Source organism: Tenacibaculum ovolyticum DSM 18103 (assembly GCF_000430545.1).
In the GTDB taxonomy this organism is placed as follows: domain Bacteria; phylum Bacteroidota; class Bacteroidia; order Flavobacteriales; family Flavobacteriaceae; genus Polaribacter; species Polaribacter ovolyticus.
Map to the genome: position 1 here is coordinate 248371 of NZ_AUMF01000008.1, position 19136 is coordinate 267506.

18 protein-coding genes are annotated in these 19136 nt (G+C 29.4%); 13 read left to right on the forward strand and 5 right to left on the reverse strand.

Annotation, left to right across the window (positions count from 1 at the left end):
• Positions 1 to 23: 23 nt before the first annotated feature.
• The 10 genes from H518_RS0101030 (at position 24) to H518_RS0101075 (ending at position 10665) form a co-directional block, all read left to right on the forward strand.
• Positions 24 to 938, forward strand: coding sequence for a hypothetical protein (locus H518_RS0101030; protein WP_028887350.1), 915 nt, complete (start codon positions 24 to 26; stop codon positions 936 to 938).
• Positions 925 to 1932, forward strand: a complete 1008-nt coding sequence (locus H518_RS0101035) for a vWA domain-containing protein (RefSeq protein WP_028887351.1) — start codon at positions 925 to 927, stop codon at positions 1930 to 1932. The genes H518_RS0101030 and H518_RS0101035 overlap by 14 nt, the downstream gene beginning before the upstream one ends.
• Before the next feature lie 2 nt (positions 1933 to 1934).
• Entirely contained in the window at positions 1935 to 2981 is a 1047-nt protein-coding gene (locus H518_RS0101040) for a VWA domain-containing protein (protein ID WP_028887352.1), read from the forward strand.
• Between the two features lie 9 nt (positions 2982 to 2990).
• Positions 2991 to 3803, forward strand: coding sequence for a tetratricopeptide repeat protein (locus H518_RS0101045; protein WP_028887353.1), 813 nt, complete (start codon positions 2991 to 2993; stop codon positions 3801 to 3803).
• 57 nt (positions 3804 to 3860) lie between these two features.
• Positions 3861 to 5105, forward strand: a complete 1245-nt coding sequence (locus tag H518_RS18975) for a BatD family protein (RefSeq protein WP_162143096.1) — start codon at positions 3861 to 3863, stop codon at positions 5103 to 5105.
• A gap of 77 nt (positions 5106 to 5182) precedes the next feature.
• A complete protein-coding gene (locus tag H518_RS0101055) occupies positions 5183 to 6946 on the forward strand; it encodes a BatD family protein (protein ID WP_028887354.1) in 1764 nt (587 codons plus the stop codon).
• Entirely contained in the window at positions 6946 to 7698 is a 753-nt protein-coding gene (locus H518_RS0101060; protein ID WP_028887355.1) for an SH3 domain-containing protein, read from the forward strand. The genes H518_RS0101055 and H518_RS0101060 overlap by 1 nt, the downstream gene beginning before the upstream one ends.
• Before the next feature lie 48 nt (positions 7699 to 7746).
• A complete protein-coding gene (locus tag H518_RS0101065) occupies positions 7747 to 8061 on the forward strand; it encodes a hypothetical protein (protein WP_028887356.1) in 315 nt (104 codons plus the stop codon).
• Positions 8062 to 8161: 100 nt separating this feature from the next.
• The gene (locus tag H518_RS0101070) at positions 8162 to 10024 is read left to right on the forward strand and encodes a SulP family inorganic anion transporter (RefSeq protein ID WP_028887357.1); all 1863 of its coding nucleotides are present in this window, start codon (positions 8162 to 8164) and stop codon (positions 10022 to 10024) included.
• A gap of 11 nt (positions 10025 to 10035) precedes the next feature.
• The gene (locus H518_RS0101075) at positions 10036 to 10665 is read left to right on the forward strand and encodes a carbonic anhydrase family protein (protein WP_028887358.1); all 630 of its coding nucleotides are present in this window, start codon (positions 10036 to 10038) and stop codon (positions 10663 to 10665) included.
• A gap of 57 nt (positions 10666 to 10722) precedes the next feature.
• On the opposite strand, the gene H518_RS0101080 is transcribed toward H518_RS0101075, so the two are convergent.
• Positions 10723 to 11238, reverse strand: coding sequence for a CvpA family protein (locus tag H518_RS0101080; RefSeq protein WP_028887359.1), 516 nt, complete (start codon positions 11236 to 11238; stop codon positions 10723 to 10725).
• A 100-nt stretch (positions 11239 to 11338) separates the two neighbouring features.
• Here H518_RS0101080 and H518_RS0101085 point away from each other — a divergent pair, with 100 nt between their 5' ends.
• The gene (locus tag H518_RS0101085; protein WP_028887360.1) at positions 11339 to 11695 is read left to right on the forward strand and encodes a hypothetical protein; all 357 of its coding nucleotides are present in this window, start codon (positions 11339 to 11341) and stop codon (positions 11693 to 11695) included.
• 2 nt (positions 11696 to 11697) lie between these two features.
• Here H518_RS0101085 and H518_RS0101090 read toward each other — a convergent pair whose 3' ends face one another.
• A complete protein-coding gene (locus H518_RS0101090; RefSeq protein WP_028887361.1) occupies positions 11698 to 12492 on the reverse strand; it encodes an SDR family oxidoreductase in 795 nt (264 codons plus the stop codon).
• A 127-nt stretch (positions 12493 to 12619) separates the two neighbouring features.
• On the opposite strand from H518_RS0101090, the gene H518_RS0101095 reads away from it, so the two are divergent.
• On the forward strand, positions 12620 to 13996 hold the full coding sequence (locus H518_RS0101095) for a TlpA family protein disulfide reductase (RefSeq protein ID WP_043706298.1): 1377 nt from the start codon (positions 12620 to 12622) through the stop codon (positions 13994 to 13996).
• Positions 13997 to 14051: 55 nt separating this feature from the next.
• Here the strand turns inward: H518_RS0101095 and H518_RS0101100 are convergent, their stop codons facing one another.
• From H518_RS0101100 to H518_RS0101110, 3 genes are all read right to left on the reverse strand, one after another.
• Positions 14052 to 14411, reverse strand: coding sequence for a YraN family protein (locus H518_RS0101100; protein ID WP_028887363.1), 360 nt, complete (start codon positions 14409 to 14411; stop codon positions 14052 to 14054).
• Positions 14412 to 15326 (reverse strand): S66 peptidase family protein, encoded by a 915-nt coding sequence (locus H518_RS0101105; RefSeq protein WP_155995099.1) that lies wholly within the window; start codon positions 15324 to 15326, stop codon positions 14412 to 14414.
• Positions 15327 to 15680: 354 nt separating this feature from the next.
• Complete coding sequence (locus H518_RS0101110) at positions 15681 to 16460, reverse strand: hypothetical protein (protein ID WP_028887365.1); 780 nt, start codon at positions 16458 to 16460, stop codon at positions 15681 to 15683.
• Positions 16461 to 16871: 411 nt separating this feature from the next.
• On the opposite strand from H518_RS0101110, the gene metG reads away from it, so the two are divergent.
• Positions 16872 to 18926 (forward strand): methionine--tRNA ligase, encoded by a 2055-nt coding sequence (gene metG, locus H518_RS0101115; RefSeq protein ID WP_028887366.1) that lies wholly within the window; start codon positions 16872 to 16874, stop codon positions 18924 to 18926.
• The last annotated feature ends 210 nt before the right edge of the window (positions 18927 to 19136 follow it).

The following is a 19136-nucleotide window of genomic DNA, read 5'->3' on the forward strand; positions in this document are numbered from 1 at the left end:
TTCTTTAATGACAGCATAAAAAAATGAAAACTAAATTATTCTACATACTCTTATTTATTTATTGCGTTGGATTTTCACAGTCAAACGAAATAAAAGTTGAAGTTGATACCACCAATATTAGAATTGGAGAGCAATTTCAATATAAAATTTCTGTAAATGAGACTGAAAATGTTATTATACCTAAATTAACTAATTTAAAAGGTTTAGAGATTATTGATACTCTAAAAATTGATACAATTAAAAATAAATTAGTTCAAAAATATATTTTAACTGGTTTTGACAGTGGTGCTTTTTACATTCCTCAACAGCAAATATTCATTAAAAATCAAGCTTTTTTAACTGATAGCCTACTTATTAATGTGGCAACTATAGCTATTGACACAACCAAAATTAAAAAATTCCCTATAAAAGGCATTAAGGGTGAAGCTTATCAATTTGATGATTTCAAATATTATGTTTGGTGGGCATTAGGAATACTTATTTTAATTATAGCATTGCTTTATTTCTTTGTCTTGAAAAATAAGAAAGAAGAAACAGAAGACGTTTTTGTTCCGAAAATTCCACCATATGAAGAAGCTATCGAGAAACTTCAAGAACTAGACGAAAAACTACTTTGGCAAAATAATAAAACAAAAAAATATTATAGTGAATTAACAGCCATTGTTAGAAGTTATATTGAAAGAGAATTAAAGGTACCTGCCTTAGAAATAACAACAGATGAATTAATTGATCTTTTAAATGACTTTAGAGACGTAAAATCTATTGATACTGATAAAGAAACTATTTATAAATTAAAAAAATTATTACAAGAATCAGATTTAGTGAAATTTGCAAAATCTAAGCCAATGGCGCATCAAATTGAACAAGATCGTAAAGATGCAAAAACTGTAATAGATAATTTAAAACCTAAAGAAGAAGTAGCAGATGAACTGGAATAATTTTGAATTTCATAGCCCTGAATTTTTATGGTTACTCCTATTAATTCCGTTATTAGCTTTCTGGAATTTTTATTCCAGAAAAAAAGACAGCTCTCAATTAACAATATCTAGTGTTAAAGGTTTTAAAGTACAAGAATCTATAGTATCTAAACTAAAACCTTTGCTATATATATTTCGATTACTAGCACTAACTTCTTTAATTGTTGCCTTGGCAAGACCTAGAAACGTAGCGGTAAGTAAAAAAACTAAAACAAACCGAGGTATTGATATTGTTATGGCAGTTGATGTATCTGCAAGTATGTTAGCAAAAGATTTAAAGCCAAATAGATTGGAAGCTTTAAAAAAAGTAGCTATAGACTTTGTAAATCGTAGACCTAATGATAGGATAGGTATTGTAGCCTATGCTGGAGAGAGTTTTACTAAGACACCTATTACAAGTGATAAATCTATTATAAAAAGAACCATTTCTGAAATTAAGTGGGGACAATTAGAAGGTGGTACTGCTATTGGTATGGGCTTAGGTTCGGCAGTAAACAGATTAAAAGAGAGTAAAGCTAAAAGTAAAATTATTATACTTTTAACTGATGGGGTAAATAATGCTGGATTTGTAGACCCTAAAACAGCAACAGAACTAGCTAAAGGAAATGACATTAAAGTTTATACAATTGGTATTGGAACTAACGGAATGGCTCCTTTTCCTTGGGCAAAAGATCCAAGAACAGGTAGAATTTCGTTTAGAAATCAACAAGTAGAGATAGACGAAGCTTTATTAAAACATATTGCTAAACAAACAGATGGTAAATATTTTAGAGCTACAGATAACTCTAAACTAAAAGCTATTTATGATGAAATTGACAAACTAGAAAAAACAAAAATAGAGGAATTTAAATATTATAATTACACTGAAAAATACCGATTACTGGTATTAATAGCAGGTATTTTTTTATTACTAGAATTCTTATTAAAAAACACACTATTTAAAAGTTTTATATAAACATGTTATATAGATTCGAAGAACCAGTATATTTTTATCTTTTTACAATTATTCCAATAATAATTGTAGTTTTCTTGTTGGTTTTATGGTGGAAAAAAAGAACGCAGAAAAAGTTTGCAAGTGCTAAACTTTTAGCTAAAATAGCACCCAACTCATCAACCTTTAAATCAGTTTTAAAATTAATATTCTTTTTAATTGGACTTTCTTTTTTAATAATTTCTTTAGTAAACCCTAAAATGGGAACTAAATTAAAAACAGTAAAAAGAGAAGGAGTTGACGTTGTCTTTGCCCTAGATGTTTCTAAGAGTATGTTAGCTGAAGACATTGCTCCTAATCGTTTAGAAAAATCAAAGCAAATTATTTCTAAGATTGTAGACAAATTAGGAAGTGACAGAGTTGGAATTATTATTTACGCAGGTAACGCGTATCCATTGCTACCAATTACAACCGATCATGCTGCTGCTAAAATGTTTTTACAAAACGCAAACCCAGACATGGTTTCAAGTCAAGGAACTGCTATTAATGAAGCATTAAACTTAGCTAAAACTTACTACAATAATGATGAGCAAACCAATCGTTTTTTAATTATAATTTCTGATGGTGAAGATCATCAAGAAGAAACAAAACAGGTAGCACAAAACATTTCAAACGAAGGTATAAAAGTTTATACAATTGGAGTAGGTACAGAAAAAGGTGGCCCTATTCCTATAAAATTAAATGGCGCACTTATTGGTTACAAAAAAGACAGAAAAGGTGAAACCGTAATTACTAAAAGGAAATCGGACGTTTTAGAAGATATTGCTCAGGCTTCTAATGGAAAATATATTGATGGTAATAAAACAGATAATCCTGTTAAAATCATTGAAAATATTATTACCAATGCACAAAAGAGTGAATTTGAAACAAAACAATTTTCAGATTACAAGGATCAATTTCAATGGTTTTTAGGTATCGGATTACTATTTTTAATCATTGATTTATTTTTCTTCGAAAGAAAAACTAAATGGGTTAAAAAAGCAGATTTATTTAATGAACATTCAAAAAAGTAACAAAAGAAGATGAAAATTTTACCATACACTATGTTCTTGCTACTAATTATGTTCTCTGCAAATAATTATGCGCAACAAGATACTCTAAAACTAAAGCGTGAAGCTAGAAATTTATTACGTGAAGGAAATAAATTATACAACAAGCAAAAGTTTGGCGACGCTGCAATTTCTTACCGTAAGGCATTAGGAAAAGATAGTCAATATGGCAAAGCCAGTTATAACTTCGGAAATACTTTGTATCAAGAAAAAAAATACAAAGAAGCTATTGCTCAATTTGAAGTGACGGCGAAAACAGCAAAAAATAAATTTGATAAAGCAGAAGCGTATCATAACATAGGAAATTCTCAAATGGAGCAAAAACAGTTCCAACAGGCTGTAGATGCTTATAAAAGTGCATTAAGAGAAAACCCTAATGATGATGAAACTCGTTATAATTTGGCTGTTGCCCAGAAAAATCTAAAAAAACAACAGCAAGAAGACAAGAAAAAAGATAAGAATAAAGACAAGAACAAGGATAAAAAAGATAAGGATAAGAAAGATAAAAAGGACCAAAACGACAAAGACAAGCAAAAAGATAAAAACAAAGACAAAAAAGGCGACGACAAAGACAAAAAGGATGAAAAAAAGAATCCTGAAGATCAAAAAAAGCCCAATGAAAAAGATAAAAAAGATCAAAAACAGAAGCCTCAAGCAGGAAAAATGTCTCCTGAACAGATGAAGCAATTGTTAGAAAGTCTAAACAATGAAGAGAAGAAGACTCAAAAGAAAATGAATGTTAAAAAATCGAAAGGAAGAAAAGTAAAACAAGAAAAAGATTGGTAAATTTACAATTGTTAAAATCTTAAATTATTTTTACGCTTTTTGAAAATGAATATAAAATTGAAATTATACATATCATTATTAATCTGTTTTGTAACATTTAGTTTTAATGCACAAGAACCTGCATTAAAAGCTAGTGTTAATAAAAGCGAATTGAGTGTAAACCAACGTTTACGCATCAAGTTTTCTACAAACAAACAAAATGCAGATAATTTTAAAGCGCCTAACTTCTTAAACTTTAAAGTAATCAGTGGTCCTAGTCAATCTGTTACACATTCGTCGGTAAACAATAAAATTACTGTTTCTAAATCCTATTCTTATATTATTCAACCTAAGCAAGAAGGTGAATTTAATATCCCCGCAGCTAGTATTGATATTGAAGGTAAATCTGTTTTATCTAATACCATAAAAATAATTGTTCTGAACCCTGTTCACACTCCTAAGAACAATAATAACGTCAATTATATTACTAATCAAAATGTACACTTAGTTGCTGAACTTTCAAAAACAAAACCTTATGTAGGCGAAAGTATTAATCTAAAATATGTGTTATATATAAGCGATAAAGTAAAAATACATGATTCTCCAATTATTCATATTCCAAAATACAAAGGTTTTTGGAGTAAACAGATAAATAAAAAAAAGTTTCAAACAAAGAAAGAAAATTTTTATGGTAAACACTATCAAGGTTTTGTTTTACATGAAACTTTATTAATCCCTACTAAAGATGGCCCGTTAACAATACCTACTTTTAACGCAAATGTTACCATCCTTGTGCAAACTGACCTCATAGATTTATTTGAAAAGACGACAACACGTAAAGTTAAAAAACAATTATATTCACCTCAAAAGATCGTATATGTAAAAAAATTACCGATCAAAAACAAACCCACAAATTTCAGTGGAGCTGTAGGTCAATTTACCATTAACACTACCCTTTATAAATACAATTTAAAAAATACAGAAATCCCTCAAATAAAGTTTACCATTAATGGGGAAGGGAATTTAGAATTATTTGAGTTACCAAAAATTAAAAACCCAAAAGGAGTAGGAATTAATTACTTATACAAAAAAGAAAAAATCATTGTTAATTCTAATAATTTAAAAGGTAAAATAACAACTATTTATACAATTATCCCTCAGCAAAAAGGAAAATATAAAATCCCAAAAATTAATTTTTCTTATTTTAATCCAAAAGAAGAAAAATATAAAACAATTACCAGTGATGATTTAAGTGTTGATATTTTAGATGTTAAGAAATCAACAAAGAACGACAACTCTAATAAAAAGAAAGCGAATCCATAACCACGGAAACATTTACTGAAAATAATTATTTGAGACTTTAAATCAAACCCGTAATTTTACACTATTAGAATAATTTTATGAAGTTGAAATTATATATATCTTTATTAATCTATTTTATAACACTAGGTCTTAATGCACAAGATTCAGCATTAAAAGCTAGTGTTAGTAAAAACAAATTAGGAGTAAACCAACGTTTACGTATTGAATTTTCTACAAACAATCAAAGTGCGGATAATTTTAAACGCCCTAATTTCACTAATTTTAGAATTGTAAGTGGTCCTAGTCAGTCAGTCAGCCAATCTTGGATAAACGGAAAAGTTAGTTTTTCTAAATCTTATACCTATATAATTCAACCAAAACGTAAGGGTGAATTTAATATACCAGCTGCCACAATTGATATTGATGGCGAAAAAGTTTTATCTAACACCATAAAGGTAATTGTTCTAAGCGCTGTTGATATTCCAAAGAACCCTAATGATCCTAATTATATTGCTGATCAAAACATACATTTGGTTGCTGAACTCTCTAAATCAAAACCTTACGTAGGTGAGAGTATTCATGTTGAGTATCGTTTGTATTTTAGTGATAATGTAGGTATTTATGATAATGCAATTACTCAAAATCCACAATATAATGGCTTCTGGAATCAAGAAATTAAAAGAAACGGAACTTCTGTAAAACAAGGAAAATATAACGGAGAAAACTATCGTTACGCAGTACTACACAAAGCTTTATTAATACCTACCAAAGAAGGTAAATTAACAATAGACCCTATGAAAATGGATATTATTGTTGCTGTTCCTACTGGTGGTGCCGATTTTTTTGGAAATTTATCTACAAAACAAATTCGTAAAGAATTCTTTTCTCCTAAAAAAACGATTTATGCAAAAGCATTACCACTTAATAATAAACCTTTAAATTTTACAGGTGCAGTTGGTGAATATTCTTTTAATGTTTCTTTAAACAAACATACCTTAAAAGCAAATGAATCTTCTCAAATGAAAGTAGCTGTTAAAGGAAAAGGGAATTTAAAATTGTTTGAACTTCCAAAAATTACAACACCTAAAGAACTAGAAGTATATCAACCCGAAAGAAAAGAAAGAGTTAGTGTTACCTCTAGTGGATTAAAGGGTTCGGTTGCTGATACCTATACTGTAGTTCCTGAATTTAAAGGAAAATATAAAATTCCTAAAACTAGTTTTTCTTACTTTAACCCTAAACAAGAAGTATATCAAACTATAACGACAAATGATTTATATGTTGATGTTTTAGAAGGAAAAGAGTTACCTACAAGTAAAAATAACAAAACAACAGACAAACAAGAGGTTAAGATTACTGGAGATGACTTTAGATATATCCAAACATCAAGTGATTTCCAACCAATAACTACAAGTGATTTTTTTAAATCTATATTATTTTATGCTTTATTACTCTTGCCTATTATAACCATTCCTATAGCTATTTACATTAATAAGAAGAAAGAAGAGCGTAACGGTGATATAATTGGAAACAAGCAAAGAAAAGCTGATAGGTTAGCTAAAAAATATTTATCTGAAGCGCAAAAAAAACTAGGTGATAAAGAACCTTTTTATGAAGCCTTAGAAAGAGCCTTACATAATTATTTAAAAGCCAAATTAGGTATAGAAACGCTAGATATTAGTCGTGATAAAATCACTGAGTTATTAGAAGAAAAAAGTGTTAGTACAGAAACTATAAAAAACTTTATTGCCGTTTTTAACGATTGTGACTTTGCGAGGTATACTCCTATTACAAAAGTGCAAATGAAAGAGGAATATGAAAAGGCTAAACAAGTAATAACAGAATTAGATAAGCAACTATAATGAAACAGGTTATTATACTATTATTGTTTTTAATTTCAAACATTGTATCATCACAAACCGCTGATGAACTGTTTGATAGTGCTAATAATTTATATAAAGATGGTAAATATCAAGAAGCTATAAAATTATATCAAAAAATAGAAAGCAGTAAAAATATTTCATCTGAATTATATTTTAATTTAGGTAATTCATTTTCTAAATTAAACCAAATTGCTCCTTCTATTTATAATTATGAAAAAGCACTTCAATTAAATCCTTTAAACGAAGATGCTCAAAATAATTTAATTATAATAAAACGTTTAACTTTAGATAGGATAGAAAAATTACCTGCTTCAATTCTTCAAAAAATAAATAAAAATTTCTTTCAAAAATTCTCATATAATACTTGGGCTATTTTTACCATAATACTATCTTTTTTAGCATCTTTCTTATTTTTATGCTATTACTTCTCTTATTCTTCTACTAAAAAAAGATTGTTTTTTACTACTAGTATTTTATCCTTTTTAATATTAGTTATTACTTTAACTATTACCTACTCACAATATAATCAATCAAAAAACACTATTGAAGCTATTATTTTCTCTGAAATAATTAAAGTAAAAAATGCACCTACAAAAGATGCTCACCAGTTATTTACTTTACACGAAGGAACGAAAGTAAGCATACTAGATAATGTAGATGAATGGAAAAAAATAAAGTTAGTAGATGGAAAAATAGGATGGGTGTTATCTAAAAATTTAAAGGAACTATAACATTTAAACTATAAAAATTTAACTACTTTCGTTAGCACATATAAATATATGGCTCAACTATTTAAAAACAGCTATTTAAAATATTTTCTTTTAGTGATTCTAGCTCTAAAAGGAATAGACTTTGTTGTTAAAAATATAAGCTCTATAACTAATAATGAAATTTGTTACCAACTAGATACTGATGATTTTGAGGATGAAACTGAAGATCAGAAAGAACTTAATGAACTTGAAAAAATAAATCAAATTTCACATATTTTCTATAATTTTTATAAAAGCAAGCTAGTAAATGAAAATATAGTAATTATTAGAGAATATCGGATTGAATATATCGAATTCACTACACCACCTCCTCAACTTACATAAGCTTATTACTTTTTAAAGTAGCCTACTTTAAATACACTCACACATATTTAATAAAATTTCTTATCTAAAAAAAGAAAAGAATTATCGCATATTTAAACACATGAAAAATTTATTTAGCAATTTTAAAGGAGATTTATTTGGTGGTATAACTGCAGGTATTGTAGCATTACCATTAGCTCTAGCCTTTGGTGTAAGTTCTGGTTTAGGCCCGAGTGCTGGATTATACGGTGCAATTTTCATTGCCTTTTTTGCGGCTTTATTTGGTGGTACTGATACTCAAATATCTGGTCCTACCGCACCAATGACTGCTGTAAGTATGGTTGTAATAGCAAGTATCCTTGCTACTAACGAAGGAGACATTGCCAAAGCAATGCCAACCATTTTAATGGTTTTCTTATTAGCTGGTGTATTTCAAATATTATTAGGAGTATTAGGATTAGGTAAATACATACGATATATACCATACCCTGTAGTTTCTGGTTTTATGACTGCAATTGGTGTAATTATCTTAGTAACACAAATATTACCTTCTGTTGGTTATTATGCTAAGGAAGACACTAAATTTGTTGAACAATTTAAACCGCTAGCAGAAGAGTTAATTTTAGAAAACATTTTAAAAGATGAAGCTGGTGAAGGAATTTTAGTTCTTGAAAATTTTAAAGAAACTATTAAAAGATCTGAAGCAACAACACAAGCTGATATTTTAAAAGAAAGTAAAACTTTAGCAGGTAAAGAAGCTTCTGGTGTTTTAGGAACGTTTAAAGTATTACCCAGAGCTTTACAAAATATTAATTGGTTAGAGCTAATTTTAGCTTTAGGTACAATATTTATTATATATGGTTTTAAACGTATTACAACTGCCGTACCAAGTACTTTAGTTGCTCTAGTAGTTATGACTCTTATTGCCATTGGTTTTGTATTACCTTATCGTCCTATCGAAGAAATTCCTGGAGGGTTTCCAATGCCGAATCTAAAGATCTTTACAACCTTTAGTCTATCTAGTATCACTCCATATATTTTTACGGCTTTAACCTTATCATTATTAGGAGCAATTGATTCATTACTAACTTCGGTAGTTGCAGATAATATGACGAAGACAAAACATAAACCAAATAAAGAATTAATTGGTCAGGGTATTGGAAATACTATTGCTGCTATCTTTGGTGGAATACCTGGAGCAGGTGCAACAATTCGTACTGTTGTAAACATTAATTCTGGTGGTAAAACCAAATTATCAGGTATGGTTGCTGGTGTTATGCTTCTTATAATATTATTAGGTTTGGGACCTATTGCTTCATTAATTCCTGCTGCTGTGTTGGCTGGTATTTTAATTACAGTTGGTATTGGTGTTATGGATTATAAAGGCCTAAAAGCTATTCCCAATTTACCTCGTGATGCTAAAATTGGCCCTTTTAAAGTAAGCTCTGAAGTTATTATTATGCTAGTCGTATTACTATTATCAACTTTTTGGAACTTAGTATATGCGGTTGGTATTGGTTTAGTAATTGCCTCTTTAATGTTTATGAAAAAAATTGGAGATTTAAGTGCCGAGCGTTCTGATGTAAAATCATTAGACGAAGAAGCTTGGGGTGATGAAAAAGATTTCCCTAAGAATTTAGCAGAAGAAGTATTTATAAAACATATTAAAGGACCTTTGTTCTTCGGTTCTACTAGTGATTTTCAAGCACTAACAAAACAAATTCCCACTACGGCATCTGCTGTGATAGTTCGTATGGGAAGAATGCAGTATATAGATCAATCTGGTTTATATGCACTAGAAGATATGTTAATCGATTTAGAAAAAAACGGAATTACAGTTTTATTAGTAGATCTTTTAAAACAACCACGTTATATGATGGAACGTATTGATATCATTCCTGATTTAATTTCTGAAGAACATATTTTCACTAATTTCAATGAATGCCTGACTTGGATAAAGTCAAACGTAAAAGATAATAATTAAAAAAAGATAAGATGAGAGATACAGCTTTAACAAAAAACATACAAACGGCATTAACACCGAAAGGAATTTTAACAGGTTTATTAGAAGGTAACGAACGTTATGTTGCTAATAATTTGACCCCTTCTAATGTTAACAAATTAGTACAACAAACTATTGACGGACAGTTTCCAAAAGCTGTAATTTTATCATGTATTGATTCTCGTGTACCAGTAGAATTAGTTTTCGATCAAACTATTGGTGATGTTTTCGTTGCTCGTGTAGCAGGGAACTTCGAAAACGTTGATATTTTAGGAAGCATGGAATATTCTTGTGCTGTTGCAGGAAGTAAATTAGTATTTGTTTTAGGTCATGAAAGTTGTGGGGCTGTAAAAGCTGCTTGCGACGGTGTAGAACTGGGAAATATTACTGCAATGCTAGATAATATTATTCCTGCTGCAAAAATGGCATCTGATCAAGTAGAAGGAGAGGCAAATTCAACAAACAAAGCATTTGTTGCTAAAACTGTTGAAAATAATGTAAAACTAACCATTGAACGTATTCGTGAAAAGAGTAAGATTTTACAAGAAATGGAAGATAATGGAGAAATTGCTATTGTTGGTGGAGTCTATTCATTACATACGGGTAAAGTAACCATGTTATAATTCAGTTCTATTTTATAAAACTAAAAAACCGAAGCTAATAACTTCGGTTTTTTAGTTTTATATTTCTGGTACTTCAATTTCTATTTCTCCATCTCCTTTAATTATAGATGGAAAAATCATTGGAGCAATATTCTTAACAGGTTTATATAATATAGATTCCTCTAAACTTTCTTTTTTTACAAACGGAAAAGTATCATTCATTTTTCCGAAGAAAATAAAAACCACACTTAAAATTAATCCGATTTTTAAAGCACCAAATACACCTCCTAATATTTTATTTAAAACTCCTAGAGAAGCAAAATCTGCAATTTTTGTTAATACCTTCCCTAACAAAGCTATCGTAATTATAATTACTACAAATGTTGCTGCAAAGGCTGCTAATGAAATGTATTTCTCATCCCAAGTAACGCTGTCTTTTAACCAATCTCCAATAAAATAAGAAAAATGAATTGCTCCATAAACTCCTGCAATTAAAGCTACCAGCGAAGCTACTTCAACAAATAATCCTTTCATTAATCCACGTACAAAACCAAAAAGTAACAATGCTGCAATAATAATATCAAATGTACTCATGCTATATTTAAAATAAAAACACACAAAAAACAATTATGTGTGTCAATCCGACACAAATATACATAACTCAGTTGTATCTTTGTATATTCAAAAAACACAGATGACTAAAGAAGTTAAGTTAAAAGAAAAATGGGATTTTCTGGTAAAAAATTTATCTCAACAATTTGCTGATGGAGATGAGTTAAATGTAGATGCTATTATTTATCTAATTGGTGTACAAGAATTAGGGCAAGGGCAACGAAAATTTAAAAAAGATGAAAAGGTAAACCTAATGCATATTGCTATATGTAAACTTTTAGAACCTTATGGATATTATGAATTTGACTTTTTTGATGAAGAAGGATGGCCACACTATAAAACTTTAACTGAACTACCTAATTTAAAACCAGGAGAACAATCAGTATTAATAAAAGAAGCTATTATTAACTATTTTGATTTAATTGATTTTTTCAAATAAAATTAAGTAACTTTTATTTTTCGAATCATTCTTGATAAAAACTTAGGAAAAAAACGCTTTGCATATACCGCTAACTTTTCTTTTGCGCCAGCTATATAAACCTCTTCTTGTTTATTCTTTATTGCTTTTACCATTAATTTAGCAAATGTATCTGGGTGAATTCCATTAGCTGTTGCTGTATCCATTTTATTTTGAGGAATTCCATCTCCAGTTAAGGCATTTTTAGACACATTTGTTTTTACAAACCCTGGACAAATCAATGTAACAGCTATGTTATCTTTGTAATGCTCAGCTCGTAAACTATCAAAAAAACCATGTAAAGCATGTTTTGTTGCTGCATATGTAGATCGTAATGGCGTACCTATTTTACCTACAATACTCGTTGTAACTACAAAATAACCTTCTTTTCTTTTAATAAAATGAGGTAACAATGCTTTTGTTAAAGCCACTGTACCTAAATAATTAACATCCATTAAGCGCTTGTCAACAGAAATATCAGTATCCTTTACTAATGACCGTTGACTAATCCCTCCATTATTAACTAAAACATCTACCCTACCATAACATGAAATTGCTGCTAACACTTTAGAATTCATGCTTTCATATTTTTCTAAATCTAATACTACTATTTTTACATTAGATGGATTTTTGCATTTACTTTTAACCTCATTTAACTTATTTTCGTCTCTTGAAGATAAAATTAAACTCACATCATAATTTGATAATTCAATCGCTAATGATTTACCTATGCCAGAAGAGGCTCCGGTAACCCAAAATACTTTATTTTTGAACTCCATATTTTTCATTTTGTTTGTAAAATTCCCCTAAAATAAACAAGAAAAAATAAAAATGGTACACTTCTTGGAAAGAAGTTAGCAAATGATTAGTTTTAAAACCTTATTAATAATCCTTTAAATTATAATAATGAAAAAATTACTGGCTCTTTTAATGTTCGCCACCTCAATAGTTAACGCTCAATACACCATTAAAGGAACGATGACTCCTCCTGAAAAAAGTGATTGGTTAGCTCTTTATAAAATTGAAGGTGCTAAACAAAAATTTATTACCAATACAACCATAAAATTTGATACAATAGCTGTTGGTGGAGAAAAACAAGTACTAGGAAGATTTCAACTTGATTTACCAAAAAGTACTAAACCTGGTGTTTATAGAGCAACTTATAGAAATAAAGGTGCTGGTTTTGTAGATTTCTATTTCAATAAAGAAAACGTTGAGTTTATATTCAATCCTAAATACCCTGATGAATCAGTTGTATTTACATCTTCTAGAGAAAATAAATTGTTTAATGAATATTTAGAAGCTTATACTTTAGTACAAAACAAAATTGACAAGAATCAACTTGCTTTTATTAAAAGTGAAGATAAAGACGCTAAAAAAGCTTACAAAAAAGCTATAAAAGAACTTGAAGACGTACAAGAAACTTATGAAAATAAGTCTGAGGGGATGTTAGTAAATAACTTTATTGTAGCTTCACAAAGATATAACCCATCAAGTCCTTTTGATAATATGCAGGAGTACTTATCATCAACTGTAGGTAATTTCTTTAAAAACGTTAATTTTAATAATGATGCGCTTTATAATTCGTCTTTTATAATTGATAAAATTACTGACTATGTTTTTTACTTAAACTCTTCAGAAAATAAACAATTACAACAAAAACTATATAGAACATCTATTGTAAAAGTAATGGAAATTCTTCCTAAAGGTAAATTAAGAAAAGGAGTAACAGAATTTTTAATTACTTCTTTAGCTGATAAACGTAATGGTGAAGCTGTAGATTGGATGTTTTCTACCTATTATGATGTATTACCAGAAGACCAACAAGATGCTGAATTTAAAAAAGAAAAAATACAATTATTATTAGCTTCAGTTGGTAGAATTGCTCCTGACTTTTCTTGGAAAGAAGAAGGTAAAGAAGTTATGTTATCTACTTTAAATGATAATGAAAGATATTTATTAGTTTTTTGGAGTACAGCTTGTCCTCACTGTGTTAAAGATGTTCCTAAACTATATGAATTTATGCAAGCACATAAAAATGTTTCTGTAATTTCTTTTTCTGTTGAAGATGCTAACGGTATTAACAATTGGAACGAGTTTATAAAAAAATTACCTAACTGGCATAATGTTATGGGAACACACCCTGACCATAAGTGGGATAACGAAACTGTTAGATCATATAATCTATTAGGTACACCTTCTTTCTTTGTATTAGATCAAAACAAGAAAATAATTGCTGCACCTGATCAATTAGAAGACGTTAAAAATTATTTTGCTAAATAATTACAAATCATATTTTAAAACAAAAAACCAACAATTTAATTGTTGGTTTTTTGTTTTAAAAATATAAAAAAGCATCTTTTATATGATGTATATTATAAGTCTCTTTGTTTCTTAAAATTGCAATTATATCAAATCGTATCTCTACATCTAAATCTCTTTTTACTACATAATCATCTATTGCAGTAACAAGTAATTTTATTTTTTTAGGATTTACGAAATCTTGCGGGTTTCCAAAATAGTTAGAAGACCGCGTTTTAACCTCAACGACTACTAATACTGTATCCTTCCTTGCTATTATATCTACCTCAGCTTTTCTATACCGATAATTTTTCTCTACAATTAAATACCCATTCTTTTCTAGATACTCAATTGCTAGTTCCTCTCCCTTTAAACCAAGATCATTGTGCTGCGCCACTTAATTAAAGTTTATAATTGCTTTTTTTTCTAGAATACTAACGTTAACAGTTCTACCCATTATTAAAGCTCTATTATCAGGCTCATGACCAGCAGGAAAATTAAATACAATCGGAACGTTTTTAGGAATAACGTCTAAAATTAGTTGCTCTATAGAGCTTCCCCAAGGAGTTGAATTTTTCTTAACCTTCGTCATATCACCAACTATAATCCCTTTAACTTTCGTAAAATATCCAGCACGTTTTAAACTCTGCAACATACGATCGATCGAATACTTATACTCACCTATCTCTTCAATAAACAAAATTTTATTATCTGTTGATATTTGGCTACTAGACCCTAACATTGACGTTAAAATAGCAATATTACCTCCTACTAACTCTCCTTCAAATTCACCTTGCCTGTTATATTTAGAAAAAGATGTTTCATAATGCAAACGCTCACCAAATAATGCTTTTTTAAGCGATGTAACACTCTTTTCAATTACCTCTGGTTTATCTTGCATACTTGTACCCATTATTCCATGAATAGTTTCTACACCTATATTATGAATATGATTATGAAACGCAGTTATATCAGAATAACCAATAACCCACTTAGGATTCTGCTTAAATTTTGAAAAATCTAATTTATCTAGTATTCGAACAGAACCATAACCTCCACGAGCTGACCAAATTGCTTTTATATTCGGATTATCTAAAGCATCTTGAAAATCCTGGCATCGTTGATCATCAGTTCCAGCAAAGTGGTGTGCTTGATTAAACATATGTTTACCATAAATAACTTTTAAACCCCAACTTTCGGCAAGTTTTTTCGCTTTATCAATAACGTGTTTTCTATTTTTTAAAATTCCTGCAGGTGCAACAATTGCAATTGTATCACCCTTTTGTAATGAAGGTGGTGTTATTAATTTCATAGGTTTATTTTGAGCATTTATTATCGTTAAAAAAAATAACGAAAAACATAAAAGAAATTGCTTCATAGAAAAATCAATTATTTAGATTAATTCTGCTCAAAGTAATAAAACTAACAATAACCAACTAGTTTTTTAAGCTGTTTTAACAAACTAATAATTAAAAGAAATTGTATTATTATATGTTATATGGTTTTATAAACATCAATTCGAGTGAATTTCACGAAGTAATAATACAGAGAACTAAACGAACATCTAAAATTCTTATGCTATCTATAATTTTCATTTACTTATATCGCAAAACCCACTCTAATTGACTGCATCTAATAAAATACACTGCGGGGGAACTGTCTATTTTTATTCTATATTTAAATTAGTTATAACTTTTACTCTAGTAGTGTTGTATTTTTTCCCTTTATAAACACCACTTATTTTCTTTTCTGTTTGATAAATAGCTTGATAGGTTCCTTTTACGTAAGGCGTAAAATTAAACAGACCGTTTTTGTCAGTTTTAGCTATTGAAATCCATCCATCAGGACTATAAACTTTTATTTCTTTTTGTATAGCTACTTTTCCATCAATATAAAATACAGCGAATACTTTTTCCTTTACTCTCCAAGTAGCTTTATGACTATTATAGTTTCCATAACCATTTTTAGCAGGAAAAGGAACAATATCATACTTCATCATTGGTGATAAATTAACCTCTCCTTTTTGCTTTTCTCTCCACGAAGTTGCTTCGAAAGTAGTACGTAAATAGGTAGAGTCTTTTAACAATCCTAAACCATGCTTTGTATAATCTTTTACAGTACCTGTTTCATTAAATGCTATAATTTGATAAATACCTGCTCTTTTTGGGGTAAAAACTGCTGATAATGATTCTTTTGAAGGAGTTAATAATAAAGCCTCTTTATTTAAAGAACTGTGCGGTTTTACATAAGCCTTAAATTCTTTAAAAATTGCACCTTCATACCATTTTAAACCTTTTTCTATAACTTGTTTTCTTATTTCACCAAAATACATATTTACGATAGCCTTGCTTCCAATTTTACCTGTATTGTTTACATATATCCAAACACTATGAGACATTAGTACTGGAATTACAATTAATAATATTAATAACTTACTTCTTTTCATTTTTTTGTTTTTAAAACCGACACGATTATAATAATCGCATCGGTTCTTAGGGTACAGGGGGAATTAAAAACTTGTATATTGTAATTGTATTAAATTGCTTCGGTTATATTAGGTTACCATATCTATAGATAAAAAAACATCTAAAAACATTTGTAACTTTCTAATTAATATCAAACTTATTATACTCTAAAGTAACACCAGTGTTTAACAAAGTATATACCTTTTAAATATTAAAAAGTGTTACAGATATAATTAATAATATTGTCACGTTAATTGTTTTAAACAAGGCAAAAATAGAACCTTATTTTTATTTAGACAAAATATAAATAAGGTTTTTTAAGTGTTACTCCATAACATTAAGCGAAGTGCTTAATTTTAAGTATTTTTGCGCTTTAAATTTTAGGATAAAAAATGAGTACACCAAAAAGATATACAATTACAGCAGCATTACCTTATACAAACGGACCAATTCATATTGGTCATTTAGCAGGCGTATATGTTCCTGGAGATATTTATGCACGTTTTCTTCGTCAAAAAGGAAAAGACGTAGCTTACATTTGTGGTTCTGATGAACACGGTGTTGCAATACCAATGCGTGCAAAAAAAGAAGGTGTTACTCCACAAGATATTATTGATAAGTATCACGGAATCATTAAAAAATCTTTTGTTGATTTTGGAATTTCGTTTGATAATTATTCTCGTACATCTTCTGAAATTCATCATAAAACAGCCTCAGAGTTTTTTATAAAATTATATAATGATGGCGAATTTATTGAAGAAGTTACCGAACAGTTATATGATGCAGAAGCAAATCAATACTTAGCTGATCGTTTTGTTGTGGGTACATGCCCAAAATGTGGAAACGAAGAAAGCTATGGTGATCAATGTGAAAAGTGTGGTACAAGTCATAACGCTACCGATTTAATCAACCCTAAATCGGCAATTACTGGTAACGTTCCTTCTTTAAAAGAAACTAAACACTGGTTTTTACCTTTAGATAAACATGAAGATTTTTTACGTAAATGGATTGTTGAAGGACATAAACATGATTGGAAACCTAATGTTTTAGGTCAATGTAAATCTTGGATTGATGACGGATTACGACCTAGAGCCGTAACCCGTGATTTAGATTGGGGAATTCCTGTTCCTATTGAAGGAGCTGACGGAAAAGTATTGTACGTTTGGTTTGATGCACCTATCGGTTATATTTCTGCAACCAAAGAATGGGCTGCTCGCGAAGGTAAAAACTGGGAGGATTATTGGAAAAAAGACGATACTAAGTTAGTACACTTTATTGGTAAAGATAATATTGTATTTCACTGTCTTATTTTCCCTAGTATGTTAAAGGCACATGGTGATTTCATTTTACCAGAAAATGTACCTGCAAACGAGTTTTTAAATTTAGAGGGTAATAAATTATCTACTTCTAAAAACTGGGCGGTTTGGTTACATGAATATTTAGAAGAGTTTCCTAACCAACAAGATGTGTTACGTTATACCTTAACGGCAAACGCACCAGAGAGTAAAGACAATGATTTTACTTGGAAAGATTTTCAGGCAAAAAACAATAATGAGTTAGTTGCTATTTTTGGTAACTTTATAAATCGTGTAGTTGTTTTAACTAACAAATATTATGGTGGGCAGGTCCCACCTGCTGGGGAGCTATCTGAGATTGATGAAGACACTTTAGCTACTCTGAAAGAATTCCCTAATGTAATTGCAAAATCTATAGAGCGTTACCGTTTTAGAGAAGCTTCTCAAGAGTTAATGAATTTAGCGCGTTTAGGTAATAAATACTTAGCAGATGAAGAGCCTTGGAAAATGATTAAGGTTGATGAAGAGCGCACTAAAACAATTATGAATGTTGCTTTACAAATTGCTGCAGGATTAGCTGTTTTATCAGAACCTTTTTTACCTTTTACTTCTACGAAGTTAAAATCAATTTTAAATATTGATGCTAATTTAACTTGGGAGGATGTTTCTGAAAAACAAGTTTTAATTGCTGCTGATCATCAAATTAACGAAGCTGAATTATTGTTTTCTAAAATTGAAGATGTTGAAATTGAAAAACAACTAGCAAAACTAGAAGCTACTAAAAAAGCAAACGAAGCTGAAAACAGAGTTTTAGATCCTCAAAAAGATACTATTGAGTTTGATGATTTCACAAAAATAGACATTCGTGTAGGTACAATTATAGAAGCTGAAAAAGTTGCTAAAACTAAAAAGCTTTTAAAACTTACTGTTAATGTTGGTTTAGATACTCGTACCATTGTTTCGGGTATTGCTGAAAGCTTTAAACCAGAAGCTATTATTGGACAACAAGTAAGTGTTGTTTGTAATTTAGCACCACGTAAATTAAAAGGAATAGAAAGTCAAGGAATGATTTTAATGACTGATACTCCTGATGGTAAACTAGCCTTTGTTCAGCCTTCTGAAAAAGTAACTAACGGAGAGTTTATTTCTTAAAGAAAACAACATTTTAATATATTCGTAGCCTCGCAATAATTTGCGAGGCTTTTTTATTATGTATCACATACTAAATACATATTAGTTTTAAGTTTAGTTAATCTCTTTATAACTTCCTTAACCTTAAAGTAAGATTTAAAAAATATACTTGTAACTTTCTACTAACTTTTATAAAACTTAATTAGCGGTAAATAGAAATAATTTTGTCAG

Excerpts from the sequence above, each read along its gene's own strand:
- H518_RS0101030 (WP_028887350.1), top strand. The coding sequence starts at position 24 with ATGAAAACTAAATTATTCTACATACTCTTATTTATTTATTGCGTTGGA.
- H518_RS0101035 (WP_028887351.1), top strand. The coding sequence starts at position 925 with ATGAACTGGAATAATTTTGAATTTCATAGCCCTGAATTTTTATGGTTA.
- H518_RS0101040 (WP_028887352.1), top strand. The coding sequence starts at position 1,935 with ATGTTATATAGATTCGAAGAACCAGTATATTTTTATCTTTTTACAATT.
- H518_RS0101045 (WP_028887353.1), top strand. The coding sequence starts at position 2,991 with ATGAAAATTTTACCATACACTATGTTCTTGCTACTAATTATGTTCTCT.
- H518_RS0101055 (WP_028887354.1), top strand. The coding sequence starts at position 5,183 with ATGAAGTTGAAATTATATATATCTTTATTAATCTATTTTATAACACTA.
- H518_RS0101060 (WP_028887355.1), top strand. The coding sequence starts at position 6,946 with ATGAAACAGGTTATTATACTATTATTGTTTTTAATTTCAAACATTGTA.
- H518_RS0101065 (WP_028887356.1), top strand. The coding sequence starts at position 7,747 with ATGGCTCAACTATTTAAAAACAGCTATTTAAAATATTTTCTTTTAGTG.
- H518_RS0101070 (WP_028887357.1), top strand. The coding sequence starts at position 8,162 with ATGAAAAATTTATTTAGCAATTTTAAAGGAGATTTATTTGGTGGTATA.
- H518_RS0101075 (WP_028887358.1), top strand. The coding sequence starts at position 10,036 with ATGAGAGATACAGCTTTAACAAAAAACATACAAACGGCATTAACACCG.
- H518_RS0101080 (WP_028887359.1), bottom strand. The coding sequence starts at position 11,238 with ATGAGTACATTTGATATTATTATTGCAGCATTGTTACTTTTTGGTTTT.
- H518_RS0101085 (WP_028887360.1), top strand. The coding sequence starts at position 11,339 with ATGACTAAAGAAGTTAAGTTAAAAGAAAAATGGGATTTTCTGGTAAAA.
- H518_RS0101090 (WP_028887361.1), bottom strand. The coding sequence starts at position 12,492 with ATGGAGTTCAAAAATAAAGTATTTTGGGTTACCGGAGCCTCTTCTGGC.
- H518_RS0101095 (WP_043706298.1), top strand. The coding sequence starts at position 12,620 with ATGAAAAAATTACTGGCTCTTTTAATGTTCGCCACCTCAATAGTTAAC.
- H518_RS0101105 (WP_155995099.1), bottom strand. The coding sequence starts at position 15,326 with ATGAAATTAATAACACCACCTTCATTACAAAAGGGTGATACAATTGCA.
- H518_RS0101110 (WP_028887365.1), bottom strand. The coding sequence starts at position 16,460 with ATGAAAAGAAGTAAGTTATTAATATTATTAATTGTAATTCCAGTACTA.
- metG (WP_028887366.1), top strand. The coding sequence starts at position 16,872 with ATGAGTACACCAAAAAGATATACAATTACAGCAGCATTACCTTATACA.